Below are 17597 nucleotides of genomic sequence, written 5' to 3'. Positions count from 1 at the left end.
TCAGATCCGGCGGTGGCGCGGCTTCAACGTCACATGCGGGAGCTCAGGCGCGGGGATCCGCTCGTCGCCGTGGGTCACGACATGACCGAAGCGAGCGGATGCCGCATCCGGCGTCTCCCAGTCGTGCCGCGCCTGCGCGATCTCATCGTGTGTGCGGGCGGCGAAGTTCCACCACATCACAAGGTCTTCTTCGAAGGGCTCCCCGCCGAGCACGAAGAGCAGCGCTCCTTCTGCGCTCGACACTGAAACGTGCGCGCGGGAATCACCGAGGTAGAGCATCTCGTTCTGGGAAGAAGAACGGTCATCGATGGTGACGTCGCCGTTCACGAGCACGATCGCGTGTTCCCAGGCAGGGTTCAGCGGCAGATCGACAATGCTGCCAGCGGCGAGCGTGATCTCCGCGCCGACGATCGGTGTATGCACTGTTGCAGGGGAGCGCACGCCGGCGAACTCACCGAGCACCACCGTGGCAGTGGCATCCTCACCAGTGTCAGCGGAAAGCGTGAGCTGGGGCAGTGAGGTGTGCTGTTCAAAATCGCCGGCGCCGTGACGTGCCGATTCGGGCAGCACCACCCAGAACTGCAGGGCGTCGAGGGGGAGTGCCTCTTCACCGAGCGAATACTCGGAGTGCGCGATGCCGTTGCCCGCCGTCATCAGATTCAATTGGCCGCGCGTCAAGGTCACGTCCCTGCCGATCGAGTCGCGGTGCCGCTGCTCGCCGATCAACGGCCAGGTGACGGTCTGCAATCCGATGTGCGGGTGCGGCTCCACACGCATGCGCACAACCTCGGGCCCGAAACGGTCGAGGAAGCACCACGCGCCGACCGTCGGCAGGTCGCGGTTCGGCAGAGTGCGCAGCACGTTCATCCCGCGCAGGCCACCGAGTGGAACCTCCCTCGGTTCGAGCGAGATGCTGTGCTGGCCGATCATCCCGCGCTCGCCGCGTCGGCGGGGTCGGTAGGAAGCTGCGGCCAGCGGATCTTCGCGCCAGCGACGTCGTGCTTCTTCAGATAATGGGCGATGTACGGGCAGTACGGCACGATCGTGTCGCCGGATGCCGCGGCATCCGCCAGAGCCTCCGCAGCGAGAATGCCGGCCAGCCCCTTGCCCTGGAAGGCGGGGTCGACCTCGGTGTGTGTGAAGAGGATCTCTCCTGGGCGCCGTTCGAAATCGGCGAAGCCAGCCAGAGTCTCCCCGAAGAAGATCTCGTAGCGCGATGCGTCGTCATTGCGGGTGACTGTGGTCTCGTCGGTCATGGATGCTCCTTCGTGTTGCACCCACCTTAGGGTGCTCAGCGTCTGCGGGGGTGGTTACGCTGGAGGGATGCCGCAGACTCCTGGTGACCCGTACGAGGACCTGCCGTGGAATGACACTCCGCCGCCAGAAGAGATGGATTGGGAACCGCAGGACTCGGATTACGAGCCGCCTCTTGACTGGGGACCGGGGCCCGCGACGTCGGTCGCCACGGCATCCTCAGCATCCGCTCCGCGCTCCGCGACGCCTTCTCGCTACGCGACCGCGCGCGAGGCGCTGCACACGGTCTTCGGTTATGACGTGTTTCGCGGCGACCAGGAGGCGGTCGTCGATCAGGTGATCGGCGGTGGGGATGCTGTCGTCCTCATGCCAACCGGTGCGGGAAAGAGCATCACCTATCAGGTCCCCGCGCTCGTCCGCGAGGGGACCGGACTCGTGATCAGTCCGCTCATCGCCCTGATGCATGACCAGGTCGATGCGCTGCGCGCCAACGGTGTGAACGCGGCGTACCTGAACTCGACCCAGTCGGTATCCGAGCGCGCAGAAGTCGAGCGGGCGTACGTCGCCGGCGAGCTCGATCTCATTTACGTTGCCCCCGAGCGGCTGTCGAATCGGCAGACCACCGCGCTGCTGCAGCGCGGCACGCTCAGTGTGATCGCGATCGATGAGGCGCACTGTGTGTCGCAGTGGGGTCACGATTTCCGCCCCGACTATCTCGCACTTGGTGATCTGGGGGAGCGCTTCCCGGGGGTGCCGCGGATGGCGCTCACCGCGACGGCGACCCGCGCCACACACAAGGAGCTCACCGAGCGCCTGCAGTTGGATACCGCCAAGCACTTCGTGGCGAGCTTCGATCGCCCGAACATCCAGTACCGGATCGTGCCGAAGGTCGACCCGCGCAAGCAGTTGGTGGCGTTCATTCGTTCACTTCCGGATGCGCCGGCAGGCTCGGTGTCCGGCGGCTCGGGCGCGTCCGCCGGAATCGTCTATGCGCTGAGCCGCAAGTCGGTGGAGCAGACCGCCACTTATCTCGCCGCTCAGGGCTTCGATGCGCTGCCGTACCACGCGGGCCTTCATGCCGATGTGCGGGCGGCGAACCAGTCGCGGTTCCTCCGCGAAGACGGCGTGGTGATGGTCGCGACCATTGCGTTCGGCATGGGCATTGATAAGCCGGACGTGCGCTTCGTCGCGCACGTCGACCTGCCGAAGTCAGTTGAGGGGTACTACCAGGAGACCGGTCGCGCTGGTCGTGACGGTGAACCAGCGGTGGCCTGGATGGCGTATGGACTCGGCGACGTCGTGCAGCAACGGCGGATGATCGACCAGAGCCCCGGCGACCGCACGTTCAAGATGCGGATGGGTCAGCATCTCGACGCCATGCTCGCGCTGAGCGAGACGGTCGAGTGTCGGCGCCAGAACCTGCTGAACTACTTCGGTCAGGATTCCGCAGCGTGCGGTAACTGCGACACGTGTCTCGAGAAACCCGAGACCTTCGACGGGCAGGTCCCCGCGCAGAAGCTGCTCTCGACTATCGTGCGGCTCAAGCGCGAGCGGCGTCAGGCATTCGGTGCAGGCCACCTCATCGACATTCTCCGCGGATCGTCGAACGACCGCATACGCCAGCAGAAGCACGACGGTCTCGCGACATACGGCATCGGTGCGGATCTCTCAGATCAGGACTGGCGCAGCGTTGTGCGGCAGTTACTGGCCCGCGGCATCCTGGTCGCGCAGGGCGATTACGGCACGCTCGCGCCGGGTGAAGCTGCCGTCGGAGTGCTGAGTGGTGAGACTCCGGTGCCGCTGCGTAAAGACACCATCGGGCGGGTCAGTGCGAGTCGCACGCGTAAGGCGTCGGCGGCTTCAGATGCCGTGGCCGAGGGTGATCGCTCGCTCTTCGAGGCGCTGCGCGTCTGGCGGGCCGAGACCGCTAAGGAGATCGGCAAGCCCGCGTACATCGTCTTCGGTGATGCGACGCTGCGTGCGCTCGCCGAGTTGCGACCGGCATCCGTCGGCGATCTCGACGGCATCACCGGAATCGGTGAGAAGAAGCGCGAAGCGTACGGCGATGCGGTGCTCGCTGTGGTCGCTGCGAACTGAGTAACCCCTCCCGTGTGGGTCGAGGGCGATGGAATCTGTAACATCTCCACTTCTTTGTGGTGAGGTTTCACCTTTTACTGTGAGTTGGCTGGACACGCACTTGCGGCGAACGTCATACTGGTTAGACATGAGCTCTGTCGGCATTCGCTGACGCCTGGGGAGGGTCTTGTGGCGCGAACTTAGTCCGCATCACGGGAGGGGCAATACAAATGAGAACCACGGGGAGAACTCTGCGGAGACGCAGATGGACCGCGATTGCGACGGCTACGGCCCTCGTCGCGGGAAGCGCCTTCGGCGCTAATGCAGCATTCGCGCTTCCAGATGCAGACGCGGGAGACCCGTCTGCAGCGGAGGCCCAGATCCTGGGCATTGACGCTGGTTTGCTCAATGGGCTAAGTGTTGCCGCTCTCGGCCACACCTCCACGAGCAACCCGAGCGCTGTGGGGCCGGAGCCTGGAGCGCTCGACGTAGCCGTTCTCGGCGGACTGTTGAACCTGAACCTGGGCACACTGAACCTGCCGCTGCTGTCAAACGGGACTAACAATGGTCTGCTTGACCTCGGCGATCTCGGTGCGGCTGCAAGCTACAGCAGCTCGCCCAGCCTGACGCAGTCGACGGCCGCATCCGGCCTCATCACCGCAGACGGCGCGATTGACACTGGCGCCATTGACGGCAGTACTGACCCCGCATACCTGGAGCTCACCGACCTGCTCTCGCAGCTCGGCGTGGCAGGTCTCACGGATCAGATCATCGACCAGGCCGGCATCCAGATCGGCGCTCTTTCCGCACGGGCGGAGAACACAACGGGCACTGGCCCAGTTGACGACTCCTACGCGATCGCGGATCTTAAGCTGAACCTGAGCAGCCCGCTCGTGGACACGCTCTCCACGACGCTCGGTGGAGCGATCCAGGGAACTGTCGCTCCGGTGAGCGACCTGCTCGGAACCGATGGCGCGCTGACTGGTCTTGTGACGACCATCGTCAACACGGTCAATGCCATCCCCGATGTGCCGCTAGTTGCGTCGTTCGACGCGACTGGTGGAACAGCCACGATCACCGGACTTGACACGATCGGCGACACCGTCGTCACTGAGCTGCTCACGCAGCCGGTCGAGAACGCGACGGGCTCAGTTCTGATCGATCTCGACGGGGGGACGATCACCGTCGACCTGGCGAAGATCCTCGTTGAGAGCGGGGCAGGCGCCGACCTCAACTCGCTCCCCGCGAACACCCCGGTGCTGTCGGCGACGACGATCGCCGCGATTCAGCAGGGCATCACGTCGGCTCTGACTGGCACGCACGAGAACAGCCTCGTCGGCAAGACGTCCACGCTCCTTGCCACGGCGCTCGACGCGCTCACTGTCGACATCGAAGTTGGTGTCACGTTGTCGAATCCGCTAACTGGAATCGAGCTCCTCTCGGGCGACGTTTCAGTGATCGGATCTCTGGCGCAGTTCGCTGGAACGGACACGACCGCACCGACGGTCACTACCGATCTCACGCTGGCCGGTCTGGACATCGGCTTCCTGCTCGATCCTGTGATTGCTGCAGTTGTCGGCGGTATCGCCGGAACAACCGGTCCGCTGGTGGCTACGGCCGTTGACAGCGTGATTCCGCTCGTGCAGCCCGCGCTGGCAGTTCTCACGACGCCGCTTCTCGCGACGTTGGATCCGGTGTTGACGGGTGTGCTCGACCAGATCGTGGACCTCACGATCAATGAGCAGCCTGCCGTGGGTGACCTCGGTGCCGGAAGCTTCACGGTTCGCGCACTGAGCTTGAGCCTGCTTCCTGCTCTGGATGCTGTCAACGTCGATCTGGCTTCGGCCACGGTAAAGGCCGCTGCTGCTGCCCCCGTGCTCGTCGCGAGCAGCCCCGTCGTTGCTGGTGCTAATACGACGGTGACTTCATCCGGATGGGGACCGAGCTCGGTGGTCACGGTCCAGTTGAAGGACTCCACTGGTGCTAACGTCGGCGGACCGGTTACGGTCACCACTACTGCCGCGGGTGCGTTCCCGGCGGGCACGGTTCTGATTGTTCCGGCTGGTACCGCTGCTGGTGACTACACGGTGGTCGGTACGGATGCGGCGGGAAACACTGCGTCTGACACGATCACGGTGACGGCCGCTCCTGTCTTCACTCCGGTTTTGGATGCGTCGAGCCCGGTTGTTGCGGGTTCGGACACGACGGTGACGTCGACGGGTTGGCCGGCAGACACGGTTGTGACCGTGCAGATCGAGGATGCGGACGGCAACATTGTCGCTGGTCCGATCACGGTCACGACTGACGCTGATGGCGCGTTCCCGGCGGACACGGTCTTGACCGTTCCTGCGGGCGCGACGCCTGGTGACTACACGGTTGTCGGTACGGACGCGGATGGAAACACCGCTGAGGACACCATCACGGTCGAGGCAGTTGTCTTCACTCCTGTTCTGGATGCGTCGAGCCCGGTTGTTGCGGGTTCGGACACGACGGTGACGTCGACGGGTTGGCCGGCGGACACGGCTGTGTCTGTGCAGATCGAGGATGCGGACGGCAACATTGTCGCTGGCCCGATCACGGTCACGACTGACGCTGATGGCGCGTTCCCGGCGGACACGGTCTTGACCGTTCCTGCGGGCACGACGCCTGGTGACTACACGGTTGTTGGTGATGACGGTGCGGGTAACACTGCGTCTGACACGATCACGGTGACTGCGGTTGTCTTTACTCCGGTTCTGGATGCGTCTAGCCCGGTAGTTGCGGGTTCCGACACGACGGTGACGTCGACGGGTTGGCCGGCGGACACGGTTGTGACTGTGCAGATCGAGGATGCGGACGGCAACGTTGTCGCTGGTCCGATCACGGTGACCACGGATGCTGGTGGTGCGTTCCCGGCGGACACGGTTCTGACCGTTCCTGCGGGCGCGACGCCTGGTGACTACACGGTTGTCGGTACGGACGCTGACGGTAACACTGCGTCTGACACGATCACGGTTGAGGCCGCTCCGGTCGTTTACACCCCGGTTCTGGATGCATCGAGCCCGGTTGTTGCGGGTTCGGACACGACGGTGACGTCGACGGGTTGGCCGGCGGACACGGTTGTGACTGTGCAGATCGAGGATGCGGACGGCAACGTTGTCGCTGGTCCGATCACGGTGACCACGGATGCTGGTGGTGCGTTCCCGGCGGACACGGTTCTGACCGTTCCTGCGGGCGCGACGCCTGGTGACTACACGGTTGTCGGTACGGACGCTGACGGTAACACTGCGTCTGACACGATCACGGTTGAGGCCGCTCCGGTCGTTTACACCCCGGTTCTGGATGCATCGAGCCCGGTTGTTGCGGGTTCGGACACGACGGTGACGTCGACGGGTTGGCCGGCAGACACGGTTGTGACTGTGCAGATCGAGGATGCGGACGGCAACGTTGTCGCTGGTCCGATCACGGTGACCACGGATGCTGATGGTGCGTTCCCGGCGGACACGGTTCTGACCGTTCCTGCGGATGCTGCTGCTGGTGACTACACGGTTGTCGGTACGGACGCTGCGGGTAACACGGCGTCTGACACGATCACGGTTGAGGCTGCTGCGACAGCTGACGCCGCGGCGACTGCTGATGCTGATGTGAACACGAACGCGGCGGCTTCGGCTTCTGCTTCGGCGAACGCGGATGACGACAGCAATGCTTCGGCTCAGGTTGCGGCTCAGGCTGCTGCTCAGGCGGATGCGTCGACGACGGCTTCGGCTGCGGCGGATGCAACGGCTTCGGCTGCGGCTGATGTTGCGGCGACGGCGACGTCGTCGGCTGATGCTTCGGCTGATGTCACGACCGACGCGAACGCTTCGGCTGCGGTTGCTGCTCAGGCAGCTGCTCAGGCGGATGCGTCGTCGACGACGACTGCTGATGCGACTGCTGCGGCAGATGCGGACGCGGGTTCTGCGGCAAGCGTTGCCTCTACGGCAACGTCGTCTGCTGATGCCTCTACGGCTGCGGCTGCGGATGCGGATGCTGACCCGGATGCTTCGGCAACGACGGACGCTACTGCGACGGCTGATGTGAACACGAACGCGGCGGCTTCGGCTTCTGCTTCGGCGAACGCGGATGACGACAGCAATGCTTCGGCTCAGGTTGCGGCTCAGGCTGCTGCTCAGGCGGATGCGTCGACGACGGCTTCGGCTGCGGCGGATGCAACGGCTTCGGCTGCGGCTGATGTTGCGGCGACGGCGACGTCGTCGGCTGATGCTTCGGCTGATGTCACGACCGACGCGAACGCTTCGGCTGCGGTTGCTGCTCAGGCAGCTGCTCAGGCGGATGCGTCGTCGAACACGAACGCTGCCTCGACGGCCGCTGCGGACGCGAACGCTGCTGCTGCAGCTGACGCTGCTTCGACGGCTACCTCGTCGGCTTCTGCATCGGCCACGGCCGCTGCGGACTCGTCGGCTTCGGCCGCTGCTGACCCGGCAGCTGCAGCGTCGACCACGGCAACTGCCACAGCTGACGCCGACTCGTCTGCCACAACTGATGTGAACGCGAATGCTTCGGCATCCGCGTCTGCGTCAACGAACGCGGATGACGACAGCAACGCTTCGGCTCAGGTTGCGGCGCAGGCTGCCGCTCAGGCGGATGCATCGACCACGGCTTCGGCTGCGGCGGATGCCTCGGCTCAGGCTGCGGCGCAGGCTGCTGCTACCGCAACGGCTTCGGCGGATGCGTCCACGGATGCAACGGTGGACGCGAACGCGTCGGCTGCGGTTGCTGCTCAGGCTTCGGCTCAGGCAGACAACTCGTCGAACTCGAACGCTGCTTCCACCGCAACGGCGAACGCGAATGCTTCGGCATCTGCGAGCGCAGCGTCCACGGCGACGGCATCTGCGGACGCTTCGTCTGACGCGGCGGCGTCGGCTTCGGCCAGTGCTTCGTCGAACGCGAGTGGTAGTAGCTCGGCCTCTGGTTCAAGCGATGCGGACGCTAACGCGAACGAACTCGGGATCACCGTCAAGGTGCCTGTGCTCGAGCGTGGCGACAAGCAGACTGCAATCGGTACCGGCTTCAAGGCAGGCGAGGTCGTCACCGGTGTGATGAACTCCGCCCCGCTGGCACTCGGCACCCAGGTGGCGAATGCGGAAGGTACCGTGACGTTCACTTGGACGATCCCGGCAGGCACCGATCTCGGCAACCACTCGGTGACTCTCACCGGTGCGGAATCCGGTTCGGTTTCTGGCACGTTCAAGGTCGTCGCAGATGGACTGGCGGCAACCGGTGGCGAGCCCGCGATGGGATGGGTTGCGCTCGGTGCGCTGCTCGTCATGCTGGGGATCGGCACCGCGCTGATCGCTCGCAACCGTCGCACCCGGATGCACGCAGAGTAAAGCAATGACACTGTAGAGGTCGGGGCCGCCTTGGTGGTGGTCCCGACCTCTCGGTGATGATAGGGAACGGTCGCGCATGACGACGAAACGAAATGAAGACCCTGTCGATATGACGGAGGACGCCACACCATCTGCATCCGCCGCCGTGCGACCGTACCCGAAACCGACGTGGGTGGTGCGCCTGATCGCGCTCATCGCCTGTTTGTTCTGTCTATGGCACGTGGCAGCGTCGTTCCTGTGGATCGCACCCCCGTCAGCACTGCGCGAGATCCCTACGCAGAAGGTGCTGTCTGCCTACATGCTTCCGATGTTCGGCCAATCATGGAGCGTCTTCGCGCCCGAGCCGATCAACGGCGACTACCACTTCAACGTACGTGCCGTCATCGACGTAGACGGTGAAGACGTCACCACCGGATGGGTGAGCGCCACAGATGTGGAGCTCTCAATGATCCGGTACAACCTGTTTCCTCCCCGCGCCGGAATCCAATCGACCGAGGTAGCGAGCGGACTGGCAGGCGCCTACAACAAGCTCAACGCAGAGCAGCAGGCTGTCGTCGCACTCGATTTCGCCAAGGACGGCTGGGAAGACTGGATGGTGGGATCCTTCGACAAGCTCGAAGACGGCCCCTCCACCGTGACGTATATGGAGCAGGAACACCTGTCCACGGCATATGCCACACAGGTCGCCTATGCGATCTGGGGAAGTGACGTGCTCCAGGTGCAGTACCGTGTCAGCCGGCAGAATGTCGTACCGTTCGCCGAGCGCAACGACGCTGCAGCGCAACGCCCAGAACCGAGTATGTCGACCACGGGTTGGCGAGCTCCGGTGGAAGAGCCCGGCCAGAGTCGTGACAATTTTGGTGACGTGTTCCGCGCGCAGTTCGAGAGGACCCAGGGATGAGCCAGACGAAGGCGGATCGCCCCAAGACGGTCGAGAACAAGCCCGAGACACCTGCCGCAGAACCTGATCCACCTGCGGAACAGGTCGTCCCCGTGAGCACACGGGTGCTCACCTTTGCCGGCAGTATGATCGCGGGCCTCTGGGCAATGGTGGTCTCAGCGATCGCGCAGATCAGCGGATTCATCGAACGATTCCTCTACGACGGAAAGAAAGCGCTCTACGGACTCGCGGTGACCCGCATCCTGTTCGGCGTCACGGCGCTCGGCCTACTGGCCGCGAACTTTGGCACCCGGCTGTACACGTTCGGCTCCGGCTCGGCATGGAACGGCGAACTCGCCGAGCCCGTCAGCGACTTCCCGAAGATCTGGATCTTCAGTACGTTCCATGCGGCGATGGGCAACGACGTCCTTTACACGATGCTCTATCTGCTGCTCGGCGTGCTCGCGGTGCTCTTTGTCGTCGGCTGGCGCTTCCGCATCGTGCATCCGATCTTCTTCTGTATGTGGGTCGGTTTCATCGAGGCCAACGACATGGTCGGCGACCAGGGTGACAACATGTTCCGGATCGCACTCCTATTGCTGTTCTTCGCCGATCCCGCCGCCCGCTGGTCTCTGGACGCGCGCCGTCGCGCCAAAAAGGGGGAGTGGTTCCCTCCCGGAAGCCAGCCTGCGCAGATCGGGACGGTGTTTCACAACCTCGCCCTGGTGGCGCTCACCGCGCAGGTCTGCTTCGTGTATGCATCCGGTGCGCTGTTCAAGGCCGGTGGAACGCCGTGGTCGGAGGGGTACGCGGTTTACAACCCGCTGCACACTGCTCGCTTCGGCACCTGGCCGGTGCTCAGTGATCTGGTGACCGCGTGGGGGCCGATGGTCGTCGCGTTCAGCTGGGGGTCGATCCTCCTGCAGGTCGCGTTCCCGCTGATGCTGCTCACCCGACCGACACGGCTCATCGGGCTGATCGGGATCCTGTCGTTCCACATTGGCATCGGCGTTCTCATGGGACTGCCGTGGTTCTCGCTCACGATGATCGCTATTGACTCGATCTTCATCCGCGATCGCAGTTGGGAGCGGCTCAGCGCCGGCACCGTGGCCCGGTGGAAGAATTCGAATCGATTGCCGGCATCCACGCTCGTGACGTGACCGTACAGCCACGTCGGCGCAGGGGGAACCAGAGCGACCCCGCTCGCTAGAGTGGGGGGATGAATATGGCGCAACGCGTGACGGGAATCGTCGCCACGATCGTTGTACTCATCGTCGCGATCGGGACGATCCTTATCGTCTCGCCCCCAGGCACCCCACTGCGTAGCGAGGTCCGCGCCGTTGCGCTGCCGTACTTCGGCCAGACGTGGAAGATTTTCGCACCGAGCGTCATGAAAGCGAACCGTTCCCTCGAGTTTCGAGCCAGCTGGCGAGACGACGACGGGGATCTGGTCAAATCCGGATGGGTGAGCATCACTCAGATCGAGCAGCGCACAGTAGAAGGAAATCCATTCCCTTCACGTATCCAGAAGCCCGCGTGGAACGCTGCGGGGACCTTTCTTGAGCGTTACAACAAGCTGGATGCCGATCAGCGGACGCGCGTGCGTGACACCTTTATTGAGGTGGATGGCGACGACTTCCGACCGATCCCCACCGAAACTCTGGTCGAAGAGCTCGGGAAGGATGACGGCGATGTCATCCGCTACCTTCGCATGGACTACATGATGATGCGGATGGCGACTCTGTTTGGGACCGCAGGATTCAACGAGAAGATCGAGCGAGTCCAGTGGCGCATAGTCAGCGAGCGTCCCAATGACTTCACACATCGCTTTGATGAAGAAGCGCAGTTCACGCCGTCTATCACTACGTTCGGATGGCGTGAGTCCAACGTCGTGACTGCCCCTGATGTTGTGGCTGACTACCGTGCGCTCATCGAGCGCACCGGCGCGACATTCGAGTTCAAGGAGGCCATCCGTGAAGCTGAGTGAGCGCTTCGACAGCTGGCTTGGGTGGCTTACCTCCGCATCGCACAACCTGCGCAGCTTTGCAGTACTGCGCATCCTCTACGGGTTGGGGCTGCTGATCACGCTCGTCCCCAGCATTCCCGAGCGCTCCCTGCTGTGGGGCGCCGCATCTTTTTGGGTTGACCCTGAAGCGAAGCGTCGGGGCTTTTTCACCTTTGACACGTTGTTCCCTAAGGACAACCCGCTGGTGTTCGACATCGTATTTTTCCTGTTGATCGTGCTCGTGGTCCTGTTTACGATCGGCTACCGCACGCGACTAGTCACCGTGTTGGTCCTGGTGCTCGTATTTGCTCTGCAAGCAAATAACCCGTACGTCCTCAACGGCGGCGACACCATTTACCGCATCACCTTGTTGTTCCTTATCTTCGCGAACCTCGGCGCGCACTACTCGGTTGATTCGTGGCTGGCCAAGCGTCGTGCATCACGCCGTGGAATTCGCAGGTGGCTTGTACCCGCGTATCTCGCAAATGCAGCTCACAACGCGGCTCTGGTCCTGTGCTGTTTCCAGATCATCATCATCTACGTCGTTTCGGGTATCTGGAAGCTTTCCGGCGATGAATGGTTGGGCGGGACGGCGCTCTTTTACTCGCTGCGCATCGACGCCTTCATGCTCTACCCCGCATTCAACGAACTGCTGTGGCAGTCGTCCCTGGTCATCTACATTGCGACCTTCGTGGCGCTGTGGGTGCAGACGCTGTTCCCGATCGCGCTGCTCTGGCGTCCTAGCCGAATCTTGGTGCTTGTCTCGCTCGTGCTCATGCACGCGGGGATCGGCATTCTGCTCGGCCTCTGGCCGTTCTCACTCGTGATGATCGCTCTTGACATGCTCTTCGTCCGCGACTCCACCTGGGTGAGCGTCACGGGGTGGCTCCGCTCGACGAAACTGGGCGCACTCATCGAAGAGAAGGTCGCAGAACGTGCACCCGCCCCGGCGGTCAACTGACCGAGTAAGCCTCCGTGTGCACGCGCACGTCCGCTGACTCAGCCAACAACTTGGACACCGGGCACCGGGCGTGCGCGGCGGCGAGAACATCCTCAGCCTCCGAGGCTGACGCGCCTTCCACGGACAGATAGCCGTCAACGTGAAACTCGAGGCCGGGGCCTGGATCGGCGTCATGAAGCTCGACCTCGACGCGCACGGTGCTCCGAGTACCCCGAGCGACGATGACCTGCGCTGTCGCGTTCAGGCACGTGGCCCAAGCGAGTGCCAGCAACTGCTCTGGATTCGTGCCGTCCGCATCACGATGAGGGTTCAGCGGCGAGGCCACCTTCACCGACAACCCATCGGGAACCTGCGCGATCCCATCGCCGCCATCGCGGTTGATCGCTTCAGTCCGGTACCTCATGCTCATACCTCAACTATAGTTGGACGCAGTACATGAACTTCGGGCGATGGCGGCCGTGGGCGAGGGAAACGGCACGCATCGATGGAAACCACTGGCACGACGATCGTCGAGTTCGACGACGTCACCAAGCGGTATGACGACCGCCCTGGTCAGCCACCGGCGCTCGATGCCATCAGCCTGACTATCGAACGCGGCGAGATCTTCGGCGTCATTGGCGAGAGTGGCGCGGGCAAATCCACGCTGCTTGCGCTGATCAACGGCCTGGCCTCACCCGAGTCTGGCGTGGTGACCGTCGACGGCGAGCCGGTCGCCGGACGAAGCCGAAAGGCCCTGCGGATGCTGCGCCGAAACATCGGCGTCGTGTTCCAGGGGACCCACCTGCTCAGCAGTCGCACCGTGCGTCAGAACGTCGCGCTTCCGCTGCAGATCGCTCGACGGGGCGCAGCCGGGCGATCCCGCACCGAAGAGCGCGCCACTGTCGACGAGATGCTCGACTTTGTGGGCCTCACTCATCGCGCTGACCATCATCCTGCTGAGCTCAGCGGGGGAGAACAGCAGCGAGTGGGTCTCGCGCGCGCCCTGATCGCACGTCCGCCCGTGCTGCTGTGTGATGAGCCGACATCCTCTCTGGATGCCAGCACCACGGCAGAAATCCTGCGAGTGCTGCTGAACGCACGTAAGACCTTCGGCACCACGATCATCGTGATCTCGCACGACCTCGACGTCGTCAAGGCGATCTGTGATCGCGCGGCTCTGCTCGAGAAGGGGCGGCTGCGCGAGCTGTTCCACGTGGCGAAAGCTGACCTCAACGCGATGCCCAGCTACTACGAGCAGGTCAGGCGGGAGCTGATGTGATGACCTGGCTCACCGAACTTCTCGACGAGTATGGCGAAGACATCGTCGAAGCGCTCGCAGAGACCGGATACATGATGGTGGTCTCGCTGGCCGCGGCCGTGCTGATCGGGCTCCCGCTGGGAATGATCGTGTTCCTCACGCAGCGCGGAGGCGTCGCCGAGAACCGGCCGATCTGGTCGACCTCGAACCTGTACATCAACATTGTCCGCTCGTTCCCGTTCCTCTTGCTTGTGGTGTTCCTGATCCCGTTCACCAGATCGGTGGTCGGCACGAGCTTCGGCACGCAGGCCTCAACCCTGCCGCTGAGCTTCGTCGCGGTGGCCATTTACGCGCGCCTGGTTGAGCAGATCCTCCGCGAGATACCGCCCGGCATCTCGCGCGTCGCCGTCGCGATGGGTACGACGTTGCCGCAGGCGGTGTTCCGAGTGCTGTTACCTGAAGCGCGTTCCGGGCTCGTCTATGCGCTTACCTCGGCAGCGATCAGCCTGCTGTCGTACTCGACCGTCCTCGGCGTCGTAGGTGGCGGCGGCATCGGCGACTTCGCGATGCGATACGGCTACCAGGAGTACAACGACGCACTGATGTACATCACCATCGCGATCATCGTCGTCTGCGTGCTCCTGATTCAGACCGTCGGACACCGCACCTCCGAGCGACTCGACCACCGATAGACCCCCAAACCACAGCTGAACACAGAAAGAAGGACCCCATGAGCTTCCCTCGCCTCGGCATCCTCGCCGCCACTATCGGAGCAGCCCTGGTGCTGGCCGGATGCGCAGCATCCGCAGACCCGGCCGCCGAATCGGATGCCGGAGCATCCACTGAACCCGTGGTGATCAAGATCGCTGCTGTCACTGCGCCGATGACGGACGTCGTCGAGGCCGCAGGCGACGCGATCGAGGATGGCTACGAGATTGAGCTCGTCGAGGTCTCTGACTATGTCACCGCCAACACCATCGTGAACGATGGCGACGTCTACGCGAACTTCTCCCAGCACGTGCCCTACATGGAACAGTTCAATGCCGGGAACGACGGCACCCTCGTCGCCGTGCAGCCGGTGTACAACTTCGTGATCGCGTTCTACTCGAAGACGCTCGACGACATCGCAGATCTGCCGGACGGCGCCACCGTTGCCGTTCCGAACGACGCATCGAATCTCGGTCGCGCGCTCAAGCTGCTTGACGCAGAGGGCGTCATCACGCTCGCGCCAGAAGTCGACCCCTACGCCGCGACGGTGGACGACATTGCCGAGAACCCGAAGAACATCGAGTTCCTCGAGGTGCCGATCGCATCGCTGAATGCCGCATATGAAGAGGCCGACCTCGTCTTCCAGTGGCCGTCGCACATCGCAGCTCTCGGCCTCAACCCCGACGACGATGGGCTCATCACCGAACTCGACGACCGCTTCTCGCTGTACGTCGCCGTCCGTGAAGAGGATGCTGACAGTGCTGCGACCGAGGCGCTCAAGGTCGCCTTCTCCAGCAACGAGGTGCGCGAGGTCATCGAGTCGAACGGCACGATCGACGTCGCCTTCTGAGCGACAGCCGAACGGCACTGGATGACAGAGACTGTGGCCTCGTGACAACTGCACGGGGCCACAGCCGCCCACGTGTTTAGAGGAACCGCACACTTCGCTTTGTGGGGCGTTGGAGGAGTCCTACGGTTGAAGCATCCTTACTTCTCTCTGAGAGGAACACTCATGGTCGACGCCGCAGTCCACACCTCGACGCCATCCACAGCTAGCGACGCTCCCCGCATCGATGTCGCGCGCGTCAATGATCTTCTGCTTGGCACCTGGGCTGACACCCGCCGCGCGTCGCGTGAGTTGATCAAGGACTCCGCCTTCTGGCGCAAGGACGATCTCGGCAAGGACGAGCACCGCGAGCGCGTGCTCAGCCAGATGCACCTGCTCGTCGAGAACAAGACCGTGCACCGCGCGTTCCCGAAGGAATTCGGCGGTGAAGAGAACAACGGCGCGAACATCTCCGGATTCGAGGAGCTCATCGTCGCCGACCCGAGTCTGCAGATCAAGGCCGGCGTGCAATGGGGGTTGTTCGGCTCGGCCATCCACCAGCTCGGCACCGCGGAGCACCACAAGAAGTGGCTCCCCGGAGTCATGGATCTTTCGATCCTTGGCGCGTTCGCGATGACCGAGATCGGTCACGGGTCTGATGTCGCCGCCGCAGGCACGACGGCCACCTACGACCCGCAGGCCGAAGAATTCGTCATTCACACTCCGTTCCGGGCGGCGACGAAGGAGTTCCTCGGCAACGCCGCACTGCACGGGATCGCGGCCACCGTGTTCGCGCAGCTGATCACCAACGGCGTGAGCCACGGCGTGCACTGTTTCTATGTGCCGCTGCGTGGTGAGGATGGCGTGGACCTTCCCGGCATCACCCGCGAGGACGACGGGCTCAAGGGTGGTCTCAACGGCATCGACAACGGACGCCTCTCGTTCGATCACGTGCGCATCCCGCGCACGAACCTGCTGAACAAGTACGGCGATGTCGCCGTAGACGGCACCTACACGAGCACGATCGACAGCCCCGGACGCCGTTTCTTCACGATGCTCGGCACGCTGGTGCAGGGGCGTGTGTCGCTCGATGGGGCAGCGTCCTGGGCATCCGCTCTCGCTTTGCACATCGCGATCACCTACGCGACCCAGCGTCGTCAATTCGACGGTGCGGACGGGCAAGAGGTCGTACTGCTCGACTACGGCAAGCACCAGCGCAGGCTGCTTCCGCGACTGGCGACCACCTACGCGCAGATCTTCGCGCACGACGAGTTCCTGCAGAAGTTCGATGGTGTCTTCTCCGGTCGCACCGATACTCCCGACGATCGTGAAGATCTTGAGACTCTGGCTGCGGCGCTCAAGCCGCTGTCGACGTGGCACGCACTCGACACGCTGCAGGAGGCCCGCGAGGCATGCGGCGGCGCCGGGTACATGTTCGAGAATCGCCTGGTCGGACTCCGTCAGGATCTCGACATCTACGTCACCTTCGAGGGCGACAACAACATCCTGCTCCAGTTGGCCGGCAAGCGTCTGCTCACCGATTTCGCCAGGCAATTCAAGGACAAGGATGCTGCGGCCCTGGCCAAATACGCGGTCGGACAGACCGCCGGCAAGGTGTTCCACGGCGCAGGGCTACGCCGCTTCGGCCAGACCGTGGCCGACTTCGGCTCGACCGCGCGGTCGGTGGAGAACGGCCTGCGTGCCGATCAACAGCACGAGCTGCTCGCTGACCGCGTACAGCAGATGGTCGCCGACATCGCCGGAAACCTGCGCCCCGCGGGCAAGGACAAGGTGCTCGGCGAGAAGCTCTTCAACGAAAACCAGGCCAATCTCATCGAGGCCGCCCGCGCTCATGGCGAACTGCTGCAGTGGGAGGCGTTCACCGATGCCGTGAACAGTATCCCGGATGAGGGCACCAAGCAGGTGCTCACGTGGCTGCGTGACCTGTTCGGTCTGCAACTTGTCGAGAAGCACCTGGCATGGCACATCATCAACGGTCGCCTGTCGACGCAGCGCGCAGCGGCGGTGTCGAGTTACATCGACCGTCTGTGCCTGCGGTTGCGTCCGCACGCACTCGACCTGGTCGGGGCCTTCGGCTACGAGCCGGAGCACGTGCGCGCACCCATCGCCAGCGGAATCGAGCAGCAGCGTCAGGACGAGGCCCGCGCGTACTACGCAGACCTCGCCGCTTCCGGCAAGGCACCGAAATCGGAGAAGGCGATGAAGAAGGCAGCCAAGAAGTAGCCCGAGACGCCACTCCTTGCGCTTCGCGACGTCGGCA

13 protein-coding genes are annotated in these 17597 nt (G+C 63.6%); 10 read left to right on the top strand and 3 right to left on the bottom strand.

From position 1 onward, the window contains the following. Entirely contained in the window at positions 1–930 is a 930-nt protein-coding gene (locus tag ACSU04_RS08850; RefSeq protein WP_439289151.1) for a pirin family protein, read from the bottom strand. Beyond that, a complete protein-coding gene (locus ACSU04_RS08845; protein ID WP_439289150.1) occupies positions 927–1256 on the bottom strand; it encodes a GNAT family N-acetyltransferase in 330 nt (109 codons plus the stop codon). The genes ACSU04_RS08850 and ACSU04_RS08845 overlap by 4 nt, the downstream gene beginning before the upstream one ends. 67 nt (positions 1257–1323) lie before the next feature. Between ACSU04_RS08845 and recQ the strand changes: the two genes are divergently transcribed. The 6 genes from recQ (at position 1324) to ACSU04_RS08815 (ending at position 12545) form a co-directional block, all read left to right on the top strand. Beyond that, a complete protein-coding gene (recQ, locus tag ACSU04_RS08840; RefSeq protein WP_439289149.1) occupies positions 1324–3351 on the top strand; it encodes a DNA helicase RecQ in 2028 nt (675 codons plus the stop codon). Positions 3352–3560: 209 nt separating this feature from the next. Further along, a complete protein-coding gene (locus tag ACSU04_RS08835) occupies positions 3561–8699 on the top strand; it encodes a choice-of-anchor G family protein (RefSeq protein WP_439289148.1) in 5139 nt (1712 codons plus the stop codon). Positions 8700–8775: 76 nt separating this feature from the next. Further along, positions 8776–9600, top strand: coding sequence for a DUF5819 family protein (locus ACSU04_RS08830; protein WP_439289147.1), 825 nt, complete (start codon positions 8776–8778; stop codon positions 9598–9600). Then, the gene (locus ACSU04_RS08825; protein ID WP_439289146.1) at positions 9597–10739 is read left to right on the top strand and encodes an HTTM domain-containing protein; all 1143 of its coding nucleotides are present in this window, start codon (positions 9597–9599) and stop codon (positions 10737–10739) included. The genes ACSU04_RS08830 and ACSU04_RS08825 overlap by 4 nt, the downstream gene beginning before the upstream one ends. Before the next feature lie 59 nt (positions 10740–10798). Then, positions 10799–11566, top strand: a complete 768-nt coding sequence (locus ACSU04_RS08820; RefSeq protein ID WP_439280276.1) for a DUF5819 family protein — start codon at positions 10799–10801, stop codon at positions 11564–11566. Then, the gene (locus tag ACSU04_RS08815; protein ID WP_439289145.1) at positions 11553–12545 is read left to right on the top strand and encodes an HTTM domain-containing protein; all 993 of its coding nucleotides are present in this window, start codon (positions 11553–11555) and stop codon (positions 12543–12545) included. Before ACSU04_RS08820 ends, ACSU04_RS08815 begins: the two co-directional genes overlap by 14 nt. Here ACSU04_RS08815 and ACSU04_RS08810 read toward each other — a convergent pair. After that, entirely contained in the window at positions 12538–12954 is a 417-nt protein-coding gene (locus ACSU04_RS08810) for an OsmC family protein (RefSeq protein ID WP_439289144.1), read from the bottom strand. The genes ACSU04_RS08815 and ACSU04_RS08810 overlap by 8 nt on opposite strands. Before the next feature lie 75 nt (positions 12955–13029). On the opposite strand from ACSU04_RS08810, the gene ACSU04_RS08805 reads away from it, so the two are divergent. From ACSU04_RS08805 to ACSU04_RS08790, 4 genes are all read left to right on the top strand, one after another. Beyond that, on the top strand, positions 13030–13803 hold the full coding sequence (locus ACSU04_RS08805) for a methionine ABC transporter ATP-binding protein (RefSeq protein WP_439289143.1): 774 nt from the start codon (positions 13030–13032) through the stop codon (positions 13801–13803). Then, complete coding sequence (locus ACSU04_RS08800; RefSeq protein WP_439289142.1) at positions 13803–14474, top strand: methionine ABC transporter permease; 672 nt, start codon at positions 13803–13805, stop codon at positions 14472–14474. The genes ACSU04_RS08805 and ACSU04_RS08800 overlap by 1 nt, the downstream gene beginning before the upstream one ends. A 38-nt stretch (positions 14475–14512) precedes the next feature. Beyond that, positions 14513–15340 carry a MetQ/NlpA family ABC transporter substrate-binding protein gene (locus ACSU04_RS08795; RefSeq protein WP_439289141.1) on the top strand — a complete coding sequence of 276 codons (828 nt, stop codon included), beginning with the start codon at positions 14513–14515 and terminating at the stop codon, positions 15338–15340. Between the two features lie 162 nt (positions 15341–15502). Beyond that, positions 15503–17560 (top strand): acyl-CoA dehydrogenase family protein, encoded by a 2058-nt coding sequence (locus tag ACSU04_RS08790; RefSeq protein WP_439289140.1) that lies wholly within the window; start codon positions 15503–15505, stop codon positions 17558–17560. Positions 17561–17597: the final 37 nt, after the last annotated feature.

This window comes from Microbacterium sp. A84 (assembly GCF_051842815.1).
GTDB lineage: Bacteria > Actinomycetota > Actinomycetes > Actinomycetales > Microbacteriaceae > Microbacterium.
The sequence above is the reverse complement of the archived record's forward strand: the minus strand, read 5'-3'. Positions and strand labels throughout refer to the sequence as shown.